The organism is Paenibacillus sp. YPG26 (assembly GCF_023704175.1).
In the GTDB taxonomy this organism is placed as follows: Bacteria; Bacillota; Bacilli; order Paenibacillales; family Paenibacillaceae; genus Fontibacillus.
The window spans coordinates 2,733,800-2,755,149 of the sequence record NZ_CP084530.1 but is presented as its reverse complement, the minus strand read 5'-3'; the positions used below and the strand labels follow the sequence as shown (position 1 = coordinate 2,755,149).

Genomic DNA, 21,350 nt, shown 5'->3' with positions numbered 1-21,350 from the left:
GGGCTTTTCTCATATCCATGCTGCATACCTATTTGTAATCTACACCAGCTGTGTACCGGTTATTCGCGTTCCAGAGCAGATATTCGTCAACCTTCATATCTTTTAGAGCCCGAATCTGTTCTTCAATCTCGTGCTTGCCATATTTAGAATAATGCCCGCTTCCCAGCCAGCTCGCTGTGAAATCCTGAATCCAAGGGCGGATAATCGGCTTCTTATCACCCAGGGGGTCAAGCTTCTTATGCGTATCCACAATAGACCCCTTAATAGTCTGATAAGGCGCTTTGTCCGGGTCCTTGGCTCCGAACCAGCCGGCCGTATAGTGGCTTGGATAAATCATCGGCGAGATGACATTAACATTTTTGGAGATCTTCACAAAGTCCTGTCCAATTCCTTCTGCTGCGGGAACTGAGGCCGCATAACCGAAAATATCCACAGATACACGTACGCCAAGCGGGTCCAGCTCTTTGCGGGCATAGTCCACAAAGGAGGATACCGCATCCACACGGCTTTTCTCATCCTTCACGTATTTCAACGTATCGGCCCGTTTCTCGAAGCCCTCCGGGAACCGTACATAATCGAATTGAATCTCTTTGAATCCGAGAGCCGCGGCCTCTTTGGCGATGGCTACATTATACTCCCAGACCTCTTTGCTGTAGGGATTGACGAAGCTGTCTCCCTTGCCATTGCTCCAGACAGAGCCGTTGCTATGACGGAACGATAGCTCGGGGTGCTTCTTGGCAAGCACGGTATCCTTAAATACGACAACACGAGCGATAGGATATACCTTATGCTTCTTCAACCGGTCCATAAGTCCTTTAATATCCCGAATAAAAGATTGCGGCTTGCCATATTTGAGCAGTTCCTTGTTGGTCGTAGGATAGGTTATGTAACCGGAATCATCTTTCAGATCGATGACCATAGCATTCAGCTCGGTTGTGTCTGTCAGCTTAAGAAGCTGCTCCATTCGGGCTCCGCCAGCGCTATAGGCTGTGACATAAATACCTTTGACTTTAGGCGCGTCTTCCTGAGGATCTGACTTAACCGTTGTTGTAGAAGTTGTTGTAGAGGGCGTTGATCCGCTCGCAGCCTTCTCGGAATAAGAAGCCATAGATTGATAGGATGATTGCAGTATGCTGCCTAGGCTTCCTTTCTGCGGTTGATCCGTCTGATGGCCGGAAGACGTACTCACAGCCAGCATAATCAGCGTCCAAAAGATATTCATTTGAAGTTCTCTCCCTTGTATGTACTCTCTATTCTGTAATTATACCGGATAAGATGAATGCAGTAAGAACAGGATTGTTAATTCTCAGGTTACTTCGATTATAAAGGTTGATGTATCCTCATTAAACTTAAAAATATGTGGTTAAACGCCCAATAATTTGTAATCTGTAGAAATGATAAGCCGCTTCTTATACAAGAAGCGGCTCAAGGTGATCTTGATTAATGTAGAAGCGCGGAGCTTTGATGCTCGCAAATGCTGTAATGAATAATCTCTAAGGCGTCTTCGGGGTTCAGAACCGTGAAGCCATCCCGAAGAAGAATCGTGGAATTCAATTCCTCGCTATTGAAGACTGGCATCATATCGGGGAACCATTTCATGACAATTTGAGAAAGCTTTACCGTTTCCATGTCCACAATAATCATCCTTTCCTCCGGAATCATTCATTTAAAGAATCATTCATCGTACCGGAAAAGCTATTAACCTGTAGAGATAAAGGGTAAATCTCCATTCTGCATACACATCATGAAAATGGCGGTGATCTGTGCTTCAATATCATAACATAATACCCCTGGTGGTGCACCAGAGGTATTTAACTACGCCGGAAAGATCCCATAACACCAACGGTTTCAACGATATTGACAAAGGCTGTGGGATCTGTGGCTTTGATAATCTCGCGAAGTTCAGCCAGCTCGTATTTGGTGGTTACGGTCATGAGCATATCTTTTTCCTTGTGGGAGAATGCTCCCTCGGTCTTGATCAGGGTGACTCCGCGAGGCAGGCCCAGAAGCTTCTCCAGCATGGCATCCGTCTGATTCGTAATAATGAACAACGTAACCTTGACATGGCTGATATGAATATAATCAACAACCTTGCCGCTTAGGTAAATGGACACCATCGAAGCCAGCGCCAGATTCCACTCTCCATTCAGGTAACCCATGGCCAGAACGACCAGGGTGTTCAGTACAACGATGACGCTCCCGACAGGAAAGTCGCGATACTTGGTGACGAGAGAGCCCAGGATATCGAACCCGCCCGATGACCCGCCGGCACGAAAGGAGATACCTGCGCCAAGTCCCACCAGCACGCCTCCGAATACAGAGGCCAGAAGGGCATCCTGAGCCAGCATTTTAGCGGGCACCGGTATCAGGGCGATGAACCAGGTGGTCGTGACAACCGAGAGGATGCTTAGACCAATGTATCTTTTGCCCAGAAGGAACAGACCCGCAATCAAGAGAGGAATGTTGTATACCAGATACATAGTGCTGATGCTGAAGCTTGTGAAATATCCAGTTAACATCGACAGGCCGGATACCCCACCGCTTAGGAGCTTGTGGGGGATCAGGAAGAGATTGAAACCGGCGGCGATGAGCGCGGCTCCAAGGATAACCGCCAGGCTGTGACTGATAAGTTTGTACATGGGTTTCACCTCGCGCAAAATGGTTCTTGGTATGTAACTGGTGTTTCAAGAATGTTTTGTGCTATAATGTTTGAGATATTCTTGAGTAGGGATGGATTTCCATTTTAATGAATATATGTGTTACTGTTACATGGTTCAAAAGAAACGGTAAAGTTTAGATCACCAAAGGTTTATTTTCCAGCTTTACCCTCCCCCTGAAATGAAATTTTTTTGCAGGATGGGACAGCCTATAAACGTTTACCGCTACTTAAGAATAACGTCAAGATTGTGGATTTGTCCACCATATAGAAGGAGCATGAATAAATTTGAGTACATTTACAGAATTCGGCCTAGAGCCAAAGGTTTTACAAGCGATTACGGAACTTGGTTTCGAGGAAGCAACACCGATCCAGGCTAAATCCATTCCATTTGCAATGGAAGGAAGAGACTTGATTGGCCAGGCACAGACTGGTACAGGTAAGACTGCCGCTTTCGGTCTGCCGCTAATAAACAAGATTTCCAGAGAAGAAGATCGCATCGTGGCTTTGATTATGGCGCCAACTCGTGAGCTTGCCATTCAGGTAGCAGAAGAGATCAGCAAGCTGTCCCGCTTCAAGGGTATCCGTTCTCTTCCAATCTACGGCGGTCAGGATATCGTTCGCCAGATCCGCGCTTTGAAGAAGAAACCACAGATTATTATCGGAACCCCGGGTCGTCTCCTTGACCACATTAACCGCAAGACAATCAAGCTGGACGACGTACAGACTGTCATTCTTGATGAAGCGGATGAAATGCTCGATATGGGCTTTATGGATGATATCCAATCCATCCTGAAGCTTGTCCCCGAAGAGCGCCAAACAATGCTATTCTCTGCAACTATGCCAACAAATATCCAAAAGCTGGCTCAACAATTCTTGAAGAATCCGGAACATGTATCCGTAATCCCGAAGCAAGTTAGCGCACCGCTGATTGACCAGGCTTACATTGAAGTGCATGAGCGTCAGAAGTTCGATGCCCTTACACGCCTGCTTGATATGGAATCTCCTGAGCTGGCGATTGTCTTCGGCCGTACGAAGCGCCGGGTTGATGAGCTTGCTGAAGCGTTGTCCAAACGAGGATATTCGGCAGACGGTCTTCATGGGGACTTGTCCCAGAATCAACGTGATACCGTTATGCGCAAATTCCGTGACGGCAGCATCGATGTGCTTGTAGCCACTGACGTTGCAGCGCGCGGTCTGGATGTATCCGGTGTAACGCACGTAGTTAACTTTGACCTTCCGCAGGATCCGGAGAGCTATGTTCACCGTATCGGCCGTACTGGACGTGCAGGTAAAGAAGGGGCAGCTTACTCCTTCGTAACGCCGCGTGAGCTTGATCATTTGCATTTCATCGAGCGTGTAACCCGCCATCGTATTGCTAAGAAGCCTCTTCCAAGTATTGCGGAGGCCATCGAAGGCAAGCAGCGCATTACTGCTGAGCGTCTGATTGAGCTTGTTGAGAACGGGGAATTGAACGAATACAAAGGTATCGCAATTCAACTTCTTGAGCAGTATGATTCCGTGAATCTTCTCTCCGCAGCGATTAAGCTGGTTACCGGAGACAAGAAAGAATCAGGAAATATTGAGTTGACTCCTGAGGAGCCAATCCGCGTGAAACGCCGCAAGCCAGACATCCGCTCCAACGGCCGCAAGCCATCCGGTGGCTACGGCAACCGCAGCGGCGGCAGAGAAGGTGGAAGTTCTTACCGTGGGAACAATCGCGAAGGCGGCGGTAACCGCAGTTATGGAGGCAGCAGCTACGGAAGTGGCAAAGGCGGATATAACAGTGGCAGCAGAGAGGGCGGACGTGATAATTCTTCCCGTTCTTCTTATGATCGCAAGCCGCGCTCAACGGGTGGCGAACGCCGTCCTTCGACACGCAGCGATAACGAATAATATTTCGCACATCTTGAGAAGACGAAGCGGCTCGCCGCTTCGTCTTCTTGTGTTCTTGTTGTCTGTCAGGCCTAGATAAAAGTGCGGCTGACAATAACAAGCAGAATAAACAATACAAGAATTGTGCCAGTAGAAGTAAACAAGTTACCGTATCCACCTACATTGGACATGGTTGGTCACCCTCCTTTGGTGTGTGAAAGTTTAGGTTTACAAGGTATCATATGGCATTAACCTCGGTCATGATAAAGACGTTAACCTATATTGAAGTAAAATTAGGCGCTGGAATGCTGATTCTTGATGGAGTATAGTAATAATTACAGATACTTGTACTTATAGAGGGGGAGAAGGATTGGATACAAGAGGTTTAATGGGTGGACTATATAAAATTACGGAATGGATTTCACGGATTGCGGCAAGCAATTTGTTATGGCTGCTGTGTTCCATCCCGTTCTTTTTCGTTGTAGTTAGTAAGATTCTACTGCTTCAGGCGATGCCGGACCAGCCTGAGACGTTATCCTACTGGTTAATGGCTATTTTGGCACCGATTACATTGTTCCCGGCGACTTCAGCGTTATTTGCGGTTACACGCAAATGGGTCATGGGTGAAGAGGATGTATCTGTGTGGCGGACGTTCTTCAAAGGTTATAAAGAGAACTATAAGCAAAGCCTGCTCGGAGGTATCTTTTATACTCTGCTGTGCGTAATTATGATTGTCGATTATAAAGTGTATATGGATCAGATTCCGGGCGCGAAGGTAATCGGGATTGTCATGCTGATCTTCCTGTTCATTCTGTTCATATCCTTATTTAACTTCTTCTCAATGATTGCTCATTACCACATGGGAATTAAGCAGCTCATTAAGAACTCAGTTCTTCTGGTCATGGTACGTCCACTGCGCATGCTGTCTACCTTGATCTGTGCGGGAGTATTGGTGATAATTACTGTTAAATTTCCATTCCTGATCCTGTTTGGATTTGGCAGCTTGACGGCTTATGTTGCCTTCTTCAACTTCTACGGTACGTACACCAAGATGCAGCAAATGGCTGAGAAGCAGAAGCAGGCTGAGGAAGACACGAGCGAGGGAGAGGCGGAAGCACTTCCTGCAGATGAAGTGAAGACAGATAAATAATTACCAGAAATTATCCTTGCTGAATGAGTTTACTTTTCGAATGTAAGCGTCTATAATAGCAATACATCCTGCGATGTGCGTTTCGATTATACTTTGTTTTGAACCAATGAAGATGTCTTGGGAGATCAATATTGCAGCGCAGCTGATAAGCCCTATCTATATGATTAGGGGACTTCAAAAACGCTTCTGAGGTCACCCACCTGCCAATGCAGGTTCTAAGACAATGTGATCGGACGGCATAAGCGGGATTCCTTATGGTCTTAAGTGAGCACCTCTGTATTCATGATGAATATGGAGGTGCTTTTGTGCATTGTCCTGTATGTCTGCCTGCAATTGACTTTTGTTTGGGGTCTAACAGTGCTAAACTATAGAGAGCGTATACAAACCCAGATTTGATCCGCACGGACGACTGAAGGAGGAAATTCATTGTCACTCAAGAGAACGCTGGTAGGGCTGCTGCGAAGCCAGGAAGCAAGCGGCGACCGCGCGAAACTACCTGAACTAAAAACACGCTATTATCAATTATCCAAGGAAAAAGCATGGGAAGAAGTCTCTTCTACAATCAAGAAAATTCCTGGATACAAGCTGCTCCACGAGGTTCCAACTGTAGGGGAGATCTTGCTTGAGAAACGGAGTCCATTCGGGCGTATGATGGATATTACGGTGTCCGTTATTCAGACAGGGCCGAACAGGGCTGCTGTGGATATCTATTCCGCTTCCCGTGGTTCCATGGGGGATCTCGGATCCAATTACCGAAATATTGTTCAAATATTCGGAGTGCTTGATAAGAAGCTGAGCAAATACAAGACAACGAGTGGATAGCCTTATAATACTTAGAAAAAAACGGGCCAAGGTGGTCATACCCCTGTCAAGTAGACAGGTCTAAAAAGACATGTTTAAGCAGCAACCGTTTCTCGGTATTCAACCGGGGAACGGTTGTTTAGTTTTTTCTGGAATCTACTTTGGTTATAAAATGAAATATACTCGCGCACCTGTTTTTCTACCTCAGCTAAGGTTTGGGGCTTGCTTAAATATATCTTTTCCGTCTTCAGATGAGAAAAGAAGGATTCTATGCATGCATTGTCCAGACAGTTTCCGCGTCTGGAATGGCTTCCGAGGATCCCAAGTCCAGTAAGTTTACGGTTAAATGGTTTGGAGGTGTATTGAAATCCCTGGTCTGAATGGAGAATAGCTCCCTCCAAATTTACATCTTTACTTAACGCGTCTAGCGTTTCGTTGACCAGAGCCAGATCGTTTCGTTCCGAAAGGTGCCATGCTACGATCTCGTTGTTATACAGATCCTGGATCGCCGAAAGGTAGACAAACCGTTCCCCAACCCGTATGTAGGTAATGTCGGTAGCCAGTTTAGATAAAGGAGTATCCGCCTGAAATTGACGATCCAGCCGATTGGGATTCACGACAGAAGCCTGTTTACCGAAAAAACGACGCTTCTTTCGAATGGCCGACTGAATCCCCAATTTCTTCATAATCCGGTAGACCCTTTTGTGGTTAACTACGAGGCCTTCTTTCCGTAAAGCAACCGTCATACGCAGATAACCAAAGTAGGGATGAAGGCGGTGGAGCGACAACATATGAGCTTCCAGTAGCTTGTCCCTTTCTTTACGCTGCCAGGCTGTCTGCTGAGCCCTTCTCCATTTGTAATAGCCTGCTCGTGAAACATGGGCTACCTCTAATAGCCATTTCAGTGAATACCTCTCTCGCATTTCCTCGATGATTCCGAACCTGGTTGCTTTCTTCGTCACTCCTTGTGCAGATTTGGATACTGCTTTTTTAAATATTCAATCTCCGCTCGTAGATACGCCATTTCTTCTTCCATGCTGGAAAACTTCGTTTTCGGTCGTCCTCGTCTTGGGCTAGTTGGCTCTAAAATCTCACCTGTTCGATATTTTGTTGCCCAGGTTTGTACCTGAGACTTATTACGAACGCCCAACTGTTTCGCCACTTCACGAATACTCCTCTGCTCCTCGTTCACCAACCGGACTGCCTCCATCTTTAATTCCAAGGAGTACTTCCGAAAGGTTTGCCCCTTTTTGGCCATGAAAAATCCCCTCCGCTCAACAAGAATTAAATCCATCTTACCAGATGTCTTTTTTCTCTTGTCTACTAGAAGGGGATAATACCAAGGATCATTCTTCCTTGTGCCCGTTTATTTATTAGATCAGTTCCTTGACAGCTGCCAGAGCTTTCTCATAGTCCGGATGCTCGGTCATCTCGTTAAGATACTCGACATAACGAATCTTGTTGTCAGCATCCACCACGAAGATGGCACGGTAATCGATTGCGAATTCTTTGATCAAGACTCCGTAGGCTTCGCCAAAGGAGTTGTTCTTGTAATCAGACAAGGTGATTACGCCTTCAATACCTGCGGCGCCGCACCAGCGTGCTTGGGCGAAAGGGAGATCTGCACTTACGGTGAGAATAACGACGTTATCTCCCAGGCTGCCAGCTTCCTGGTTGAAGCGGCGAGTCTGTGCGTCGCATACGCCTGTATCAAGTGAAGGGACAACACTGATCAGCTTGATTTTTCCGGCATAGTCCTGCAGGGAAGCCGTTTCAAGCAGGTTCTTGTTCAGTGTGAAATCCGGTGCTGTATCACCGACTTTGAGTTCAGGACCTACCAAAGTGATCGGATTGCCTTTGAAAGTGGCTGTTTGACGTTCTTGTGCCAAATAAATCTCCTCCTTAATTGGTTTTACATGCCAAAATACATTATAATCTTTTTAAAAAGCGCTTGTCCAATGTTCGAATACTAATTAGGTGAAGGTGATCTTGTTGATTTTCATCCGCTATGAGAATTTGAAGAGTTATTTACGCTATTATCCGGTGACATCTCTAATTCTGTTAATAAATATTATTATGTTCATCCTGGTTGCCTTTAGCGGGGATGACTTGCTTAGATTCGGGGCGCTTACTAACGATAGCTCGTATGAGCATGAGAGATGGCGTTATTTGAGCGCTATCTTTCTGCACGATGGATTTGATCACCTTCTCTTTAACAGCTTTGCGCTTATGGTATTTGCTCCTCCGATGGAGAGATTGCTCGGCTCCTGGAAGTATGCCGTGCTTTATTTAGGTGCGGGACTGCTTGCCAATGCGCTGAGCATGGCCTACTACAATTATCAAATGGAGCTTACCTTGACGGTCGGTGCTTCAGGGGCGATCTATGGGGTCTACGGGGGCTTTCTATACGTAGCCTTGCTTCAGCGGCAGATGATAGATGAGGCCTCCCGTAAGACGCTTTATGCTATTCTGATGGTTGGCCTTGTCTTTTCGATTATGGTCGACAACATCAACTGGATGGCTCATTTAGGCGGATTAATCACAGGTTTCTTCATTTACGGTATTTTGATTCGGATATCTAGGGTTCGCCGCACCTGACCCTACAGGATGATTAGGCAGCCGAAATTCGTTGATTGTTTATTATTTATGGATGCGTAAGAGCAGAATGGAGAGGTTGTGGAAGTGGAGTTAAGACAGCTGCTGTACTTTGTGAAAGTAGCCCAGATGGAACATGTTACGAAGGCAGCGGAAGAACTGCACGTGGCTCAATCTGCGGTTAGCAGACAAATCCATCAGCTTGAGCAGGAGCTGGGTGTTGATCTGTTCATTCAAAAAGGGAGAAATGTTCACCTGACCGCGGTAGGCCAGCTTTTTTGCAGCAGGGTTGAGACGATTCTCAGGGATTTGGAGCTTGCTGTGAATGAGGTGCATGAGTTTCTTGATCCAGAGCAGGGAGAGATCAGACTTGGGTTCCCTCATAGTCTGGGTATCTACTTGATTCCTAGCATCGTAGCAAAATTCCGCCAGATCCATCCCAATGTGAAGTTTAGATTCAAACAGGGGGCTTTTCCATCTCTAATACGGGATGTAACCATGGGGGAGGTTGATCTTGCTTTCATCTCGCCTTTCCCGGAGAGTCATGATCAAGTACAGGGGGATCTGATGATAACCGAGGAGCTGGTAGCTATACTGCCGCCCAGTCATCCTCTCGCCGGGGAGGAGGCCGTCCACCTTAGTCAACTCAAGGATGATAAGTTCATATTATTCAGCAAGGGCTATTCACTTAGACCTATAGTATGGCAGGCTTGTCAGGAGGCTGGATTCACGCCCAAGATCGCGTTCGAAGGAGAAGAGACAGATACCATCCGTGGATTGGTTGCTGCGGGGATGGGGGTTAGTCTGCTGCCTGAAATGGCCTTGTTCCAGACTAATCAGCTGCAACCAGCCAGAGTAAGGATCACGGACCCTAAGGTGACTCGTACCATTGGATTGATCCATCGATCTGACGATAAGCTGCCTTTGGTTGCCCAGTCATTCCGCAAATTTTTGCTTGAGTATTTTGCATCCGCCCCCAAATAGATTTTTGAGCAGACAAAAGAACCTCCCAATTGGGAGGTTCTTTTGTCTGAAGTTATTCGCGATTGCTGGTGAAGATAAGAATGTAACGAATTAACTCAAGCAGAGCCACCAGAGCAGCGGCTACATAAGTCAGCGCGGCCGCATTCAGTACCTTGGCGACACCACGTTCTTCTTCATTTGTAATGTATCCTTCAGATACCATTACTTCGCGTGCCCGGTTGCTGGCATTGAACTCAACAGGCAGGGTAACCAGCTGGAAAGCTACAGCTGCAGAGAAGAAAATGATGCCAAGACCAACCAGATTCATGAACCCGAAGATGATTCCTGCCAAGAGAAGAATCGGAGCGAATCCGGAAGCGAAATTAACAACCGGGAACATTCTGTGGCGAAGAACAAGCATTGGATAATGAACCTTGTGCTGTATCGCGTGACCTACCTCGTGACAGGCAACAGACACGGCTGAGATAGATCTCTCATAGTAGACAGGCTCCGATAGGCGAACGACACGTGCAATCGGGTCGTAATGGTCAGTAAGTGTTCCTCTTACAGGCTCGACCGGTACGTCATATAGGCCGTTAGAATCGAGCATATGTCTTGCGGCCTCCTGGCCGGTCATACCGCGTAAGTTAGGCACCTCGGCCCATTTCTTGAAGGTTCCTGATACCCGGAACTGAGCCCATAATGAGAATATAAAAGCAATAATAACCAGAATATACATTCCATCAAAATACATTATGCATTCCTCCAACCATGTAATTAGGTAAATGGCCCGTGATTGAGTAGAATACGGATGGCTTCTATACAGGCCATACTCTGAGGCATCAGATGAGTAAAGGCACGATTAATTTGATTAGGCTGAAGCTGAGAGATAATGGGCTCCAATTCCTTGACCTCACGTTCAAGCTGCTGCATATGCAATTCCAGCGCAGTAAGCTTCTCCTTAACCTCTTCTTCACTGCTAATGTTATTCCACAGTTCCAGCTTGGCCCGTATTTCCTCCAACGTATATTTCTCCTGTTTCAATTGGTTAATACGCTCTAGTCGTACCAAAGTTTCATGATTATAAAGACGGTAGTTCTTAAGTGTACGGGCTTCGGGTGTAATTAGTCCAATCTTCGTATAGTAGTCAATCGTTCTCTCGCTAATGTTGGCTTGTTTGGCCAATTCTCCTATGCGGTAAAGCTTCATATCTCCAATATAATCACTCCCTGAATTCTCATATCCGATCCTTCTATATAGATTGTTCTACCTATGATAAATGATGGAATAACCAGCCGGCGTATATAGTGTATAATACACGATTTAAAAGTATACAGTCAAACGTCACGCTTTCATTTTATCAGTGTTGAAATGCTATAACTAACACCTATATAACCTAATATGTAATATATAATTGTTATTTTAAGCCTGTTTAATAATTTTTATTGTATTTTTTGGATACACCACTTTATAATCACATTAATAAATATAACTTGTGTTATATAACATGACATTAGGAGTGATTGTGATGAAGAGGAAGTGGATCGTGGGTTTAACAGCGGCAATGATGATTATGGCATTTCCGGCATCTGTTTTTGCAGCAGATGAAGTTACAGCACCGGTGCTTGAGATCGGTCTCAATACGATGTTTGTATTCTTGGCCGCCCTGCTTGTATTTCTCATGCAGGCCGGTTTTGCCTTACTGGAAGCTGGATCAGTGCGAATGAAGAATGCAGGTCATGTCGCCGGCAAAACGGTGTTAACTCTCGGGATCTCCGTAATCGCCTTCTGGGCAGCGGGCTTCGCGCTCGGATTTGGTAACGGGAACAGCTTTTGGGGAACCACCGGATTCTTGTTCAGCGGAGATCGTGCTGCAGGCTCATTTGCCTCACTGGCAGCTTCGGATGTCTCTTTGAATGTAAAGTTTTTGTTCCAGCTGTCATTTGCCGCTGTCTCCCTTGCTATTGCGTGCGGCGGAATGGCAGAACGTGCGAAGCTGAGTGTATATATTATTTTTGGCACCTTGTTCATGGTTGTGATCTATCCCGTTGTAGCTCATTGGGTATGGGGCGGTGGCTGGCTTGGAAGTCTGGGCATGCAGGACTATGCGGGATCTACGGTAGTGCACTTAACGGGTGCAACTGCAGCGCTTGCGGCCACATTGCTGCTCAAACCTCGTCTTGGGAAATATAACAAGGAAGGCAAACCTAATGTAATTCAAGGGCATAACCAAGTGCTGACTGTATTGGGTGTGATCATCATCTGGGTTGGATGGTTCGGCTTTAACCCGGGAAGCGCACTAACACCACTGGCTGATGGATTCTTCGGTTACGTAGCTCTGACAACCAATATTGCGGCAGCAGCAGGAGCATTGGCGGCTCTATTTATCTCTTGGGTATTCGCAGGTAAGTCCGACATTCCGAGTATGCTTAATGGTGTGCTCGCGGCATTTGTAGCCATCACCGGTTCATGTGCATTCGTGGATGCTTGGGCAGCGGTAGTGATTGGAGCGGTAGCAGGGATCATTGGTTTCCTATCTGGTAAATGGCTGGAGCGCGCAGGGTTGGATGATCCAATCTCAGCGGTATCCGTGCATGGTATCGCGGGTATTTGGGGAGCGATCAGCACAGGCTTGTTCGCTACACCTGAGCTGGTAGCGACAACGGGAGTAGGTAAGCCGGGCTTATTCTATGGCGGTGGATTTGAACAACTTGGCGTGCAGCTCCTGGGAGTTGCCGGAACCTTCGTCTTTGTGCTGGTTGTCTCCTACCTGGTGCTGGCTGGGATGAAATGGCTGATTGGCATCCGGGTTACCGAGGAAGAGGAAATGATGGGTCTGGATATTAGTGAGCATGGAGCTTATGGTTACCCTGAGCAAATGCAAGCACTTGCAGGCAGCACGGTGAACCAAGAGTCTGCAACAAACCGCCGTCCAGCAGGTAAAGATATTGAATCAATAAGTATGATTAAATAAGTGACTACTAATCAGGGAGAGGAAGTGTGGACTCATGTCAGAAGCACTGGTCTATGAGAATAACTATGCGGGCATACGTGCAGCTTCCTCCCCCCGTACATTACGGGCCGAGAGAGTCAAGGAACAAAGCTGCTTATGGGGGAATTTCGGCACGATGCCTATACCCGAATGGAGCCGTGCGGTTAACCTCATGCATGATGAAGTGATGATTCGTGCAGCTTATCTGGCGGAGAGGGTAATGGAAGCTGAAGGGATTGGCGCACCGCCTGTCCCTTATGCTTTTGTTACATTTGGCAGCGGCGGGCGCGCTGAACAGACACTCTGGAGCGACCAGGATAATGGCTTGATTATAGGTGAAGGCGGGGGAGAGCGGAGCGGGATCTATTACAAGTATTTTGCGGGTACTCTAACTAAAATACTGGAGAAAGCGGGTTATCCGCCATGCCCTGGAAATGTCATGCTGACTAATCCCCTGTGGCGTCGTACTCTGGATGGCTGGCAGAGACAGCTGAAGGGCTGGCGTGATGAGCTTCAATGGGAGCACGTCAGGTATCTGAATATGGCATCGGATATGAGGTTTATTACAGGAAACAGGGAGCTGGCGGCTGAGTGGAAGGGGATTTTCCAGAAGGTGATGGAGCCTAGCGATAGATTGACTTCTGCGCTGCTCCGTGGAACCGTCAGGCATAAGGCAGGATTGAATGTCCTCGGACAAGTGATCACAGAGCCCTTTGGAGATCATGCCGGAAGCTTTGATATCAAATATGGACTTTACATGCCGCTTGTGAACGGTCTGCGCTGTATTGCGCTTCAGTATGGCATTCAAGAGACGTCTACGATAGAGCGGCTGCGTATATTAATTCAGATGGAAGCAATCCCCGGTCACTGGCTGGAAGCTTGCCGTCATTCCTTTCATTCCTCGCTCAAGTTAAGATCGCTGGCCTCATATTCAGACCATGAAGGTAATCCTCAGGGCAGTCCATATTTGAGTCCCTCGATTATGAAGCAAAAGGATGTTGTACGGGAACTTAGAGAGAGCCTTGGTGCAGTGAAGCTGCTGTATAGAACCCTTCAGAGACAGCTGCGGTTCTCGGAGAGGAAGGGCCTATGAGAGAGCCGGTGAAGAAGGGTGGAGGTTTCTGGGATGCGCTGAAGACCCGCACAGTTCCTGCATCCTTGGCCTCTATGACGGGAGATCCAAGTGCTCAACAAATCGCCTTCATCAGATCTCTAACCAAAGGACAACGCAGGCCCGAGACTCTGCACATACCTCTAGCTGAACTCAAGACGGCTGTGTTTGATCTGGAGACGTCAGGCTTCCATACCCGTTATGGAGATGAAATAATTTCCTTTGGTGCTGTGAAAATGGAGGGCGGCCAAATTACAAATGAGACGTATTATGCACTCAGCAAGTGTTCAGGACAAATCCCTGAATCGGTTATAGAGTTAACTGGTATTACCCAGGAAATGTCCGACCAGGCTCCGCCACTTGTGGAATCCCTGCATGGTTTCATGACCTTCATCGATGATAGAGTCCTTATTGCCCACGGGAGCGCACACGATAAGTCGTTTCTCGATCATGCTCTTTGGAGAACGACAAAGACGCATTTGGGACACCGGGTTCTGGATACGATGATGATCGCGGGCAAGCTGGAGCCCCATAGGGGCATTACTAGTCTGGATGATTGGCTGGATGTCCATGGAATTGAGATTACAATGAGACATCACGCGCTGCACGACTCAAGGATGACCGCAGCTTTATGGGCGGCGCTCATCCCGAGACTGAGACAGAACAAAGTATCAACACTAGGGGACTTATACGTATTTTTAAGCCAGGCTTAATGGTTCTAAAGTGAATAACCCGTTAGGTTGACGGTGAACCGTGTAAGCGCCAATGTCGGCGTCCGGTTCGCCGTCATTTGTTGTTCGTGAAGCAATCAGGTATAGAGGCACCATCTCTCCAAAGAGCTGCAGCTGTAATAAATCCTCCGGTGAAGGTTCAGGAGATGAGGTAGGATGAGTATGAAATATTCCAAGCAGCCTTGGGTTAAAGCTCGAAGTAATCCAACCCGTAGGGTCAAGCTTGAATGTATGCTGCGGATTGCTCGACGTATTGCGGATCGGCTGGAAATGATCAATGATCCATCCTTCTTCCGTCTTGCTGCCAAGGAGGGCTCCGCAGCCCTCCTCAGGGAACACGCGGTATAAATGAGTAACCAACAAGCGGCGTGTCTCGGGGGTTATCACACATAGCTGTCTGGATTGAAGATGCATGGTATTCGCTCCTTTTGAATCTATCTGGAAAGTGCAATCCCTCTATTTGTAGGATCCCTGTAACAAATCGCGATTTAAGGGTACAATAATGGAAGTATAAGAATAATACCCTAGTGCAAAGGAAAGAGAATCAATGAGACGAAATGGCTTCATTCTGCTGGGAATTGCTCTGCTTCTTGGTGTGGCCTTATATCAGAATTTGGATAAGGGAGGCCTGTCCCTGTTCGGTTCTGCAGACAAGCAGCAGCCTTCACTTAGTGCAACCGCACTCGCTAAGAGTGGCCTGAAGCCAGGTGCAGCCGCTCCTTCATTCACCTTGACTGGCCTTGACGGGAAGACCTACCAGGTCGGCGGGAAGCGTGATAAGCCGATGCTTGTCAACTTCTGGGCTTCCTGGTGTGATCCCTGCAAGGAGGAAGCGCCTGATTTGGTTAGGATGGCCGACAAGTATAGTCAGAGTCTGGATATCTATAGTGTAAATGTTACCATGTATGACCAGCTTTCTAAAGTGAAGGAGTTCGTCCAGCAGTATAAGATAAACTTCCCGGTCCTTCTGGATGAGAAGGAAGCTGCCTATCGGATGTATAATGGCGTTGCTTTTCCGACGAATGTGTTAATTGACCGTGACGGCGTGATTCAGGATATTATCATTGGAACGGTCTCAGCTGAACAACTGGAACAAAAATTAGCAGATTTGGTTGAAATGTAATAAATTGTAATGATGTCTGTGAAGAAGGCCCGACTTTTCCTGAAAGAGGATCAGCCGGGCCTTTGATGTCATTTATACATTCTATAGGAAGTCCCCACCCAAAATCAATGGTTCACCAGTCCGCCCCGATGCGCTGAGACCTCTTGATTCTCAAGCCTGGTCTCGCCAAGAAGAGCATAACGAATACTATCCACAAGCGCTTCCCAGCTGGCTTCGATCACGTTGCCGGATACGCCAACCGTGTTCCACGAAGTCGAGAGGTCGCGCGATTCAATTAGAACTCTCACCTTGGAAGCCGTAGCATCCATCTCATCCAGTACACGGACTTTATAATCGGATAAATGCATTTCATTAAGACGTGGGAAATAGGTACTGAGTGCCTTGCGCAGAGCATTGTCCAGTGCGTTGACAGGTCCATTACCCTCGGCAGCGGTGTACACGCTGGAGCCGCCGATGTTGATTTTGACAAAGGCTTCCGATACGACCGGTCTGCCTGCCGTCTTCTCAACAAGCATCTTGAAAGACTCAAATACGAACAATTCCGTTAATTCCCCGTTAGCCTGCCTCAGCAGCAGCTCAAGAGAAGCATCGGCTGCCTCGAACTGGTAGCCTTGATGCTCAAGGTTCTTGATCCGGTTAATCACTTCTTTGGTATCTTCATTGTTAGGGTCGAAGTTAATTCCCATATCCTGAGCTTTGGAGAGAATGTTGCTCTGTCCGGCAAGTTCAGACACGAGAACCCGCTGCTTGTTGCCAACGGTCTCCGGCTCTACATGCTCGTAAGTGCGAGAATCCCTCAGAATGGCCGACACATGAATGCCGCCCTTGTGGGCAAAGGCCGAGGTTCCGACATATGGCTGGTTATTGGGCATGTGCACGTTGGCAATCTCACTGACATAGCGGGCCGTATTCGTAAGCTGGGCCAGCTTGGCGGGCTCAAGCACTTCGTACCCCATCTTAAGCTGAAGATTAGGAATAATACTGCAAAGGTTGGCATTGCCGCAGCGTTCACCATATCCGTTCATCGTTCCTTGAATCTGGCTGGCCCCCGCTTGAACTGCGCTAAGCGAATTCGCTACTGCCAGTTCGCAGTCATTATGAGTATGAATCCCGAGTGAGGAAGCTGTAACTCTTCCAGCCAAAGTGGATACAATATGATGGACCTCATGCGGGAGGGTTCCCCCGTTCGTGTCGCACATCACGAGCCAGTCCGCCCCGGCTTCTTCAGCTCTCTTCATGACGGCAAGCGCATATTCGGGATTGTTCTTATATCCATCGAAGAAATGCTCCGCATCGAAGATAACTTCAAGCCCCTTTTGCTTCAGGTAAGCAATGGAATCATAGATCATAGCCAGGTTCTCCTCCAGAGAGGTCTGAAGAGCCGTATGGACATGGAAATCCCACGATTTGCCTACAAGTGTCGCTGCCTGGACACCGGATTCCACGATACGGTTCAGGTTCGCATCCTGACTTGCGATGCTGTCTTTGCGGCGGGTGCTGCCAAATGCGGCGATTCTGGCGTTCAGTCCCAGGCTCTTGACCCGTGTGAAGAATTCGATATCTTTATTATTGCTCCCCGGAATGCCGCCTTCAATATAGTGCACACCAAGCTGATCTAGCTTCGTGGCGATCTTTAATTTGTCGTCCGCAGACAAACTGATTCCTTCGCCCTGTGTGCCGTCGCGCAAGGTGGTGTCGAAGATGGATAAGGCCTTTGACATAGTGGAGAGTCCCCCTTTAAAAGTCATGAAAAAATATCTTAAATTTTGGTATAATGAAATATTATATCATTTGTTTTTTTAAATGTAACACGGATTCGGATTTTTTGCATGAACCCGTTATTTTTTCTGAAATGAGGGATTCCGGTGAGGAACGTGGAGGATTACTATCCCGCTAAAGGCCGGGTCATATTACATATTGATATGAACGCTTTCTATTGCTCGGTGCATGAGGCTGAAGAGCCTGATAAGTACAAGAGCAAGCCGACAGCTGTAGCTGGCAGTGTAGAGCTGCGCAAGGGCGTTATCGTCACCTGTTCATATGCTGCCCGGCAGCTTGGAATCTCTACAGGCATGCTGGTGAGCCAGGCGCTCAAAATATGTCCGGATTTGATCGTCATTGCTCCGAATTTTCATTTATACCGTAAGTATTCCAAAGCTTTCATGAATATTGCCTACGGATATACCCCTCTTCTTCAGGCTGTCTCCATTGATGAGTGTTATCTGGATATAACAGGGTCGAAGCAGTTCGGCACACCGCTGGAGATTGCGGAGGAGATTCAGGAGCGGATTATGAATGAGCTTGGACTGCCATGCTCGATCGGTATCGCCCCCAACAAGCTGCTGGCCAAGATGGGCTCGGATATGAAGAAGCCAAACGGCATAACTGTGCTTCGGATCCGGGATGTACCTGGACTGCTGTGGGATCGGCCCTGCAGTCAAATGTACGGAATAGGCAAGAAGACAGCGGAGAAGCTTCAGAAGATGGGGATATACACCCTCGGCCAATTAGCCGGAACAGATGAACGCGTGCTGGTTGAAAGATTCGGAGTAACGGGCATGTGGATGAAGAAGGCCGCATACGGGCTTGATGATTCACCTGTCCAAGAAGATCAGGGCAAGAATAAGTCAGTTGGTCATACGACTACGCTTCCGAGAGACATTAGCAGCATGGATGACGTATCCCGGGTGATGCTGAATCTGGCCGATCAGGTAGCACGCCGGCTGCGCAGACAGCATATGATGGCACAGACCGTGCAGATTACGATCCGCACGCCAGATATGAAGACAATTACCCGCTCACACACTTTAGAGAAGCTAACTGAGAATATGGATGACATCTACCGGGAAGCCTGTACATTGTACCGCAGGCACTGGAAGGAAGACCGTCCGGTCCGGCTGCTGGGAATTACACTTCAGAATCTTGTCGCCAAAGAGGATTCGGCGCTTCAGCTCGATCTGTTCGACTATGAGAAACAACCGAAGAAAGAACAGCTTACCAAGGCTATGGATATGCTGAGGGACAAGTTCGGAGAGAACGCCGTTCTAACCGCGGGCATGCTTGGCGATGACCCGTCTACGCTGATCCGGAATCACAAGCTTCGGGGCACCTCGCTGCAGACAGATTTTCTGCGTGAGAAAAGGGAATAATGAGAATGATAATCACTGGTCAGTAAGGTGAAATCATTTGAAATTGTGCTTATATTATATTATATTGAACATGGTGGAACGCACCGGACTTGTACCGTCTTATATTAGGAGGCAGATAAATATGGCTAAATATACTTGGGTGGAAAAGGACACTTGTATCGCGTGCGGCGCGTGCGGTGCAACAGCTCCCGATATCTACGATTACGATGATGAGGGATTGGCAGAAGTGATCTACAAGAATGATGCCAATCACGGTAACACCGAAATTGGAGAAGATCTGTATGATGATCTGCAGGACGCTTGCGATGGCTGCCCTACAGATTCCATCAAGATTGCGGATACTCCATTTAACAAAGAGGGCTAATCCCGTCTATAGCAGTTTTTTTGCAGAACAGGAGACATTTTCCGCTGACCATGTGGAGGGTGTCTCTTTCTCTATCTTCTCCTTGTTGTTGTTGAGCATCATAGTCCTGTATGTGGGTAATAAGTCTTGTCTTGCCAATCTGTTCCTTTAGACTCTGATAGCCCCGGGGCAATGTGCCGATATACAGATAGAGTTATACATATATACGGAGATTAATGAGCCGCGCTTATTTAGTTGGGCTCTGATAAAAAGGGAGGTTGCGATGAATCCGTCATACCTCAAGAAATATGTGCAGATGCATCCGGGCAACAAAATGGCGTGGTACTTACTCGGGAAGGAATATGAAAGGACTGGACAGGCAGGGAAAGCGAATTACTGCTTCAATAAGGCGGGTCAGATCTATGAGGCTTTTGAGAGCAGCAAGGTTCCCTCGGAGTTATGGAAGGAGTATGAAGCAAGGCTTATGGAGGCATCTGCCCACAAGGATCGCCGGATTAAGCGAAGACGCAGATTGCTCCTCGCTCTTATGCTTCTACTGCTAATGTTCATCCCGGCTATGGATGACCCGGGTTCCAGTATGGTTACGGCAAGTTCGGAGTATGACCCCTCTGTAAAAGAACTGTATACCCTGCCTGAGCTGCCTGTGAATGAGGAAGTAGTCCGGGAGGAGCTTACCACAGTGAGGACCCTGACCTTCACGGCAAGCCCTGTTGGAGATACTTCCACGAAGGGGGCTGCGTTAGATGAACTTCTGACTAGTTCGAGGCCCAATGCCAGTCTGACTGCTGTTCTTGGCATGGAGCAAAAGGGACGCTGGAGGTTATGGAAGCGGGATATGCCGGTATTGTTCACGGTCGAACGGGATGCGGCCAGCGGCCGGGCAGCCTTGCAGGCGTATGACGCAAGAAGCTGTGAATGTAAGCCGCCGGATGCAGGGCCGCTGCAGAAAAAAGCGCTGCAGTGGACGAAGGAGCAGGAAGCCTATGCTGTTGCGTCCTCGGCCATCCATCATTTTACACAGAAGAATGGACGTCTCCCTACAGGGTTAGGCGAGCTGGTCAAGCCCTTCCCGGACAATTGGATTGCGGGAACCAGCCCGGAGCTTGAGCGTGCCTACAGGCAGGCGGTTCAGCTGGCTGAGGAGCAGTCCGTTAGTCAGAGGAATACAGAGGTTCCAGGTACAGCTTCTAACGTGGATGCAGGTCAGGGTCAACGTAAGGGATCCACAGCCGGTCATGAGCCCTATCTGATAGAGCCATTAGAAATTCTGGTGGATAAGACGAGCCATCAGCTTGCCTTAACGAGCGGGAATGTAGTAGTGCGAAGCTATAAGGTTGGGCTCGGAGGGGATCGGACCCCGGAAGGCAGCTACGTGGTTACGGACAAGGTCATCAATCCGAATGGAAGAGACAATGGGGAATTTGGCAGCCGTGGTATGCAGCTTTCGGATACGGATTATGCCATCCACGGGACGAATGAGCCGGATAGTATAGGAAAGGATGAATCTCTGGGCTGCATCAGAATGAGCAAGGAGGATGTGGAGGAACTGTTCGATCTTGCTCCTGCCGGAACCAAGGTTACGATTGGAAAGGGGACTGTGCCTGAGCTCGCCGGACGATCAAAGGAACGATTCGTTCTCAGGGACAGACAGAACCAGAACAATCCACGCAAGGTATACCGCTGGTTGAATTAGATCTTCCTCCATATCAGGAGCACGGTGAATACAATCAGAGTTGGCGGCTTGCGTTTGGCTGACTTAGAGCTGATACCCTTTCATGACTTTTCTACATACAATATTTAAGAAGCCGAAAGTAATACGTTCTTATTGTAATGGCTTTCA

Annotated in this window: 22 protein-coding genes and 1 other RNA gene; 13 read left to right on the top strand and 10 right to left on the bottom strand. The window is 47.8% G+C overall.

Translation table 11 applies throughout. The features are described from left to right. Positions 1-28: 28 nt before the first annotated feature. From LDO05_RS12945 to LDO05_RS12935, 3 genes are all read right to left on the bottom strand, one after another. Positions 29-1,222 carry a putative glycoside hydrolase gene (locus tag LDO05_RS12945; RefSeq protein ID WP_251375792.1) on the bottom strand — a complete coding sequence of 398 codons (1,194 nt, stop codon included), beginning with the start codon at positions 1,220-1,222 and terminating at the stop codon, positions 29-31. 218 nt (positions 1,223-1,440) lie between these two features. Continuing rightward, a complete protein-coding gene (locus LDO05_RS12940; RefSeq protein WP_251375791.1) occupies positions 1,441-1,644 on the bottom strand; it encodes a hypothetical protein in 204 nt (67 codons plus the stop codon). A gap of 167 nt (positions 1,645-1,811) precedes the next feature. Next, positions 1,812-2,639, bottom strand: a complete 828-nt coding sequence (locus tag LDO05_RS12935; RefSeq protein ID WP_251375790.1) for a YitT family protein — start codon at positions 2,637-2,639, stop codon at positions 1,812-1,814. Positions 2,640-2,944: 305 nt separating this feature from the next. Here LDO05_RS12935 and cshA point away from each other — a divergent pair, with 305 nt between their 5' ends. Further along, a complete protein-coding gene (gene cshA / locus LDO05_RS12930; RefSeq protein ID WP_251375789.1) occupies positions 2,945-4,552 on the top strand; it encodes a degradosome RNA helicase CshA in 1,608 nt (535 codons plus the stop codon). Between the two features lie 71 nt (positions 4,553-4,623). Here cshA and LDO05_RS12925 read toward each other — a convergent pair whose 3' ends face one another. Continuing rightward, a complete protein-coding gene (locus tag LDO05_RS12925) occupies positions 4,624-4,722 on the bottom strand; it encodes a YjcZ family sporulation protein (RefSeq protein WP_251375788.1) in 99 nt (32 codons plus the stop codon). 179 nt (positions 4,723-4,901) lie between these two features. On the opposite strand from LDO05_RS12925, the gene LDO05_RS12920 reads away from it, so the two are divergent. The 3 genes from LDO05_RS12920 (at position 4,902) to LDO05_RS12910 (ending at position 6,503) form a co-directional block, all read left to right on the top strand. After that, positions 4,902-5,681, top strand: a complete 780-nt coding sequence (locus tag LDO05_RS12920; protein WP_251375787.1) for a YesL family protein — start codon at positions 4,902-4,904, stop codon at positions 5,679-5,681. Positions 5,682-5,743: 62 nt separating this feature from the next. After that, positions 5,744-5,934: non-coding RNA, 6S RNA (gene ssrS / locus LDO05_RS12915), on the top strand. Positions 5,935-6,107: 173 nt separating this feature from the next. Then, positions 6,108-6,503, top strand: a complete 396-nt coding sequence (locus LDO05_RS12910; protein WP_251375786.1) for a DUF1499 domain-containing protein — start codon at positions 6,108-6,110, stop codon at positions 6,501-6,503. 74 nt (positions 6,504-6,577) lie between these two features. On the opposite strand, the gene LDO05_RS12905 is transcribed toward LDO05_RS12910, so the two are convergent. Next, positions 6,578-7,740, bottom strand: a protein-coding gene (locus LDO05_RS12905; RefSeq protein ID WP_481856993.1) for an IS3 family transposase whose coding sequence is annotated in 2 segments (ribosomal slippage) — positions 6,578-7,476 and positions 7,476-7,740 — 1,164 coding nt in all. Because the reading frame shifts where the segments join, the coding sequence is not laid out codon by codon here. Positions 7,741-7,855: 115 nt separating this feature from the next. Next, the gene (gene tpx, locus LDO05_RS12900; protein ID WP_251375785.1) at positions 7,856-8,371 is read right to left on the bottom strand and encodes a thiol peroxidase; all 516 of its coding nucleotides are present in this window, start codon (positions 8,369-8,371) and stop codon (positions 7,856-7,858) included. Positions 8,372-8,474: 103 nt separating this feature from the next. Here tpx and LDO05_RS12895 point away from each other — a divergent pair, with 103 nt between their 5' ends. Both LDO05_RS12895 and gltC read left to right on the top strand, forming a co-directional pair. Further along, positions 8,475-9,080 (top strand): rhomboid family intramembrane serine protease, encoded by a 606-nt coding sequence (locus tag LDO05_RS12895; RefSeq protein WP_251378720.1) that lies wholly within the window; start codon positions 8,475-8,477, stop codon positions 9,078-9,080. A gap of 84 nt (positions 9,081-9,164) precedes the next feature. Beyond that, complete coding sequence (gene gltC / locus LDO05_RS12890) at positions 9,165-10,061, top strand: glutamate biosynthesis transcriptional regulator GltC (RefSeq protein WP_251375784.1); 897 nt, start codon at positions 9,165-9,167, stop codon at positions 10,059-10,061. 52 nt (positions 10,062-10,113) lie between these two features. On the opposite strand, the gene LDO05_RS12885 is transcribed toward gltC, so the two are convergent. Next, positions 10,114-10,794, bottom strand: coding sequence for a zinc metallopeptidase (locus LDO05_RS12885; RefSeq protein WP_251375783.1), 681 nt, complete (start codon positions 10,792-10,794; stop codon positions 10,114-10,116). 23 nt (positions 10,795-10,817) lie between these two features. Continuing rightward, complete coding sequence (locus LDO05_RS12880) at positions 10,818-11,249, bottom strand: MerR family transcriptional regulator (RefSeq protein ID WP_251375782.1); 432 nt, start codon at positions 11,247-11,249, stop codon at positions 10,818-10,820. 319 nt (positions 11,250-11,568) lie between these two features. Between LDO05_RS12880 and LDO05_RS12875 the strand changes: the two genes are divergently transcribed. The 3 genes from LDO05_RS12875 to LDO05_RS12865 are packed head-to-tail and all read left to right on the top strand — an operon-like array spanning position 11,569 to position 14,856. Next, the gene (locus LDO05_RS12875; protein WP_251375781.1) at positions 11,569-13,014 is read left to right on the top strand and encodes an ammonium transporter; all 1,446 of its coding nucleotides are present in this window, start codon (positions 11,569-11,571) and stop codon (positions 13,012-13,014) included. 34 nt (positions 13,015-13,048) lie between these two features. Next, positions 13,049-14,125, top strand: coding sequence for a DUF294 nucleotidyltransferase-like domain-containing protein (locus LDO05_RS12870; protein WP_251375780.1), 1,077 nt, complete (start codon positions 13,049-13,051; stop codon positions 14,123-14,125). After that, the gene (locus LDO05_RS12865; protein WP_251375779.1) at positions 14,122-14,856 is read left to right on the top strand and encodes an exonuclease domain-containing protein; all 735 of its coding nucleotides are present in this window, start codon (positions 14,122-14,124) and stop codon (positions 14,854-14,856) included. The genes LDO05_RS12870 and LDO05_RS12865 overlap by 4 nt, the downstream gene beginning before the upstream one ends. Here LDO05_RS12865 and LDO05_RS12860 read toward each other — a convergent pair. Beyond that, positions 14,842-15,288 carry a M67 family metallopeptidase gene (locus LDO05_RS12860; protein ID WP_251375778.1) on the bottom strand — a complete coding sequence of 149 codons (447 nt, stop codon included), beginning with the start codon at positions 15,286-15,288 and terminating at the stop codon, positions 14,842-14,844. The genes LDO05_RS12865 and LDO05_RS12860 overlap by 15 nt on opposite strands. Before the next feature lie 133 nt (positions 15,289-15,421). Here LDO05_RS12860 and LDO05_RS12855 point away from each other — a divergent pair, with 133 nt between their 5' ends. Beyond that, a complete protein-coding gene (locus tag LDO05_RS12855) occupies positions 15,422-15,997 on the top strand; it encodes a TlpA family protein disulfide reductase (RefSeq protein ID WP_251375777.1) in 576 nt (191 codons plus the stop codon). 104 nt (positions 15,998-16,101) lie between these two features. On the opposite strand, the gene cimA is transcribed toward LDO05_RS12855, so the two are convergent. Further along, a complete protein-coding gene (gene cimA, locus LDO05_RS12850) occupies positions 16,102-17,718 on the bottom strand; it encodes a citramalate synthase (protein WP_251375776.1) in 1,617 nt (538 codons plus the stop codon). A 144-nt stretch (positions 17,719-17,862) separates the two neighbouring features. On the opposite strand from cimA, the gene LDO05_RS12845 reads away from it, so the two are divergent. From LDO05_RS12845 to LDO05_RS12835, 3 genes are all read left to right on the top strand, one after another. Beyond that, the gene (locus LDO05_RS12845; protein ID WP_251375775.1) at positions 17,863-19,146 is read left to right on the top strand and encodes a DNA polymerase IV; all 1,284 of its coding nucleotides are present in this window, start codon (positions 17,863-17,865) and stop codon (positions 19,144-19,146) included. Between the two features lie 121 nt (positions 19,147-19,267). Then, positions 19,268-19,510: a ferredoxin gene (locus tag LDO05_RS12840; protein ID WP_251375774.1), complete on the top strand. Its 243-nt coding sequence runs from the start codon at positions 19,268-19,270 to the stop codon at positions 19,508-19,510. Positions 19,511-19,772: 262 nt separating this feature from the next. Beyond that, the gene (locus LDO05_RS12835) at positions 19,773-21,203 is read left to right on the top strand and encodes a L,D-transpeptidase (protein WP_251375773.1); all 1,431 of its coding nucleotides are present in this window, start codon (positions 19,773-19,775) and stop codon (positions 21,201-21,203) included. Positions 21,204-21,350: the final 147 nt, after the last annotated feature.

Coding starts and splice junctions, on each gene's coding strand:
- LDO05_RS12875 (WP_251375781.1), top strand. CDS start 11,569: ATGAAGAGGAAGTGGATCGTGGGTTTAACAGCGGCAATGATGATTATG.
- LDO05_RS12945 (WP_251375792.1), bottom strand. CDS start 1,222: ATGAATATCTTTTGGACGCTGATTATGCTGGCTGTGAGTACGTCTTCC.
- cimA (WP_251375776.1), bottom strand. CDS start 17,718: ATGTCAAAGGCCTTATCCATCTTCGACACCACCTTGCGCGACGGCACA.
- LDO05_RS12935 (WP_251375790.1), bottom strand. CDS start 2,639: ATGTACAAACTTATCAGTCACAGCCTGGCGGTTATCCTTGGAGCCGCG.
- LDO05_RS12925 (WP_251375788.1), bottom strand. CDS start 4,722: ATGTCCAATGTAGGTGGATACGGTAACTTGTTTACTTCTACTGGCACA.
- LDO05_RS12940 (WP_251375791.1), bottom strand. CDS start 1,644: ATGATTATTGTGGACATGGAAACGGTAAAGCTTTCTCAAATTGTCATG.
- LDO05_RS12865 (WP_251375779.1), top strand. CDS start 14,122: ATGAGAGAGCCGGTGAAGAAGGGTGGAGGTTTCTGGGATGCGCTGAAG.
- LDO05_RS12860 (WP_251375778.1), bottom strand. CDS start 15,288: ATGCATCTTCAATCCAGACAGCTATGTGTGATAACCCCCGAGACACGC.
- LDO05_RS12885 (WP_251375783.1), bottom strand. CDS start 10,794: ATGTATTTTGATGGAATGTATATTCTGGTTATTATTGCTTTTATATTC.
- LDO05_RS12835 (WP_251375773.1), top strand. CDS start 19,773: ATGAATCCGTCATACCTCAAGAAATATGTGCAGATGCATCCGGGCAAC.
- LDO05_RS12840 (WP_251375774.1), top strand. CDS start 19,268: ATGGCTAAATATACTTGGGTGGAAAAGGACACTTGTATCGCGTGCGGC.
- LDO05_RS12855 (WP_251375777.1), top strand. CDS start 15,422: ATGAGACGAAATGGCTTCATTCTGCTGGGAATTGCTCTGCTTCTTGGT.
- LDO05_RS12880 (WP_251375782.1), bottom strand. CDS start 11,249: ATGAAGCTTTACCGCATAGGAGAATTGGCCAAACAAGCCAACATTAGC.
- LDO05_RS12870 (WP_251375780.1), top strand. CDS start 13,049: ATGTCAGAAGCACTGGTCTATGAGAATAACTATGCGGGCATACGTGCA.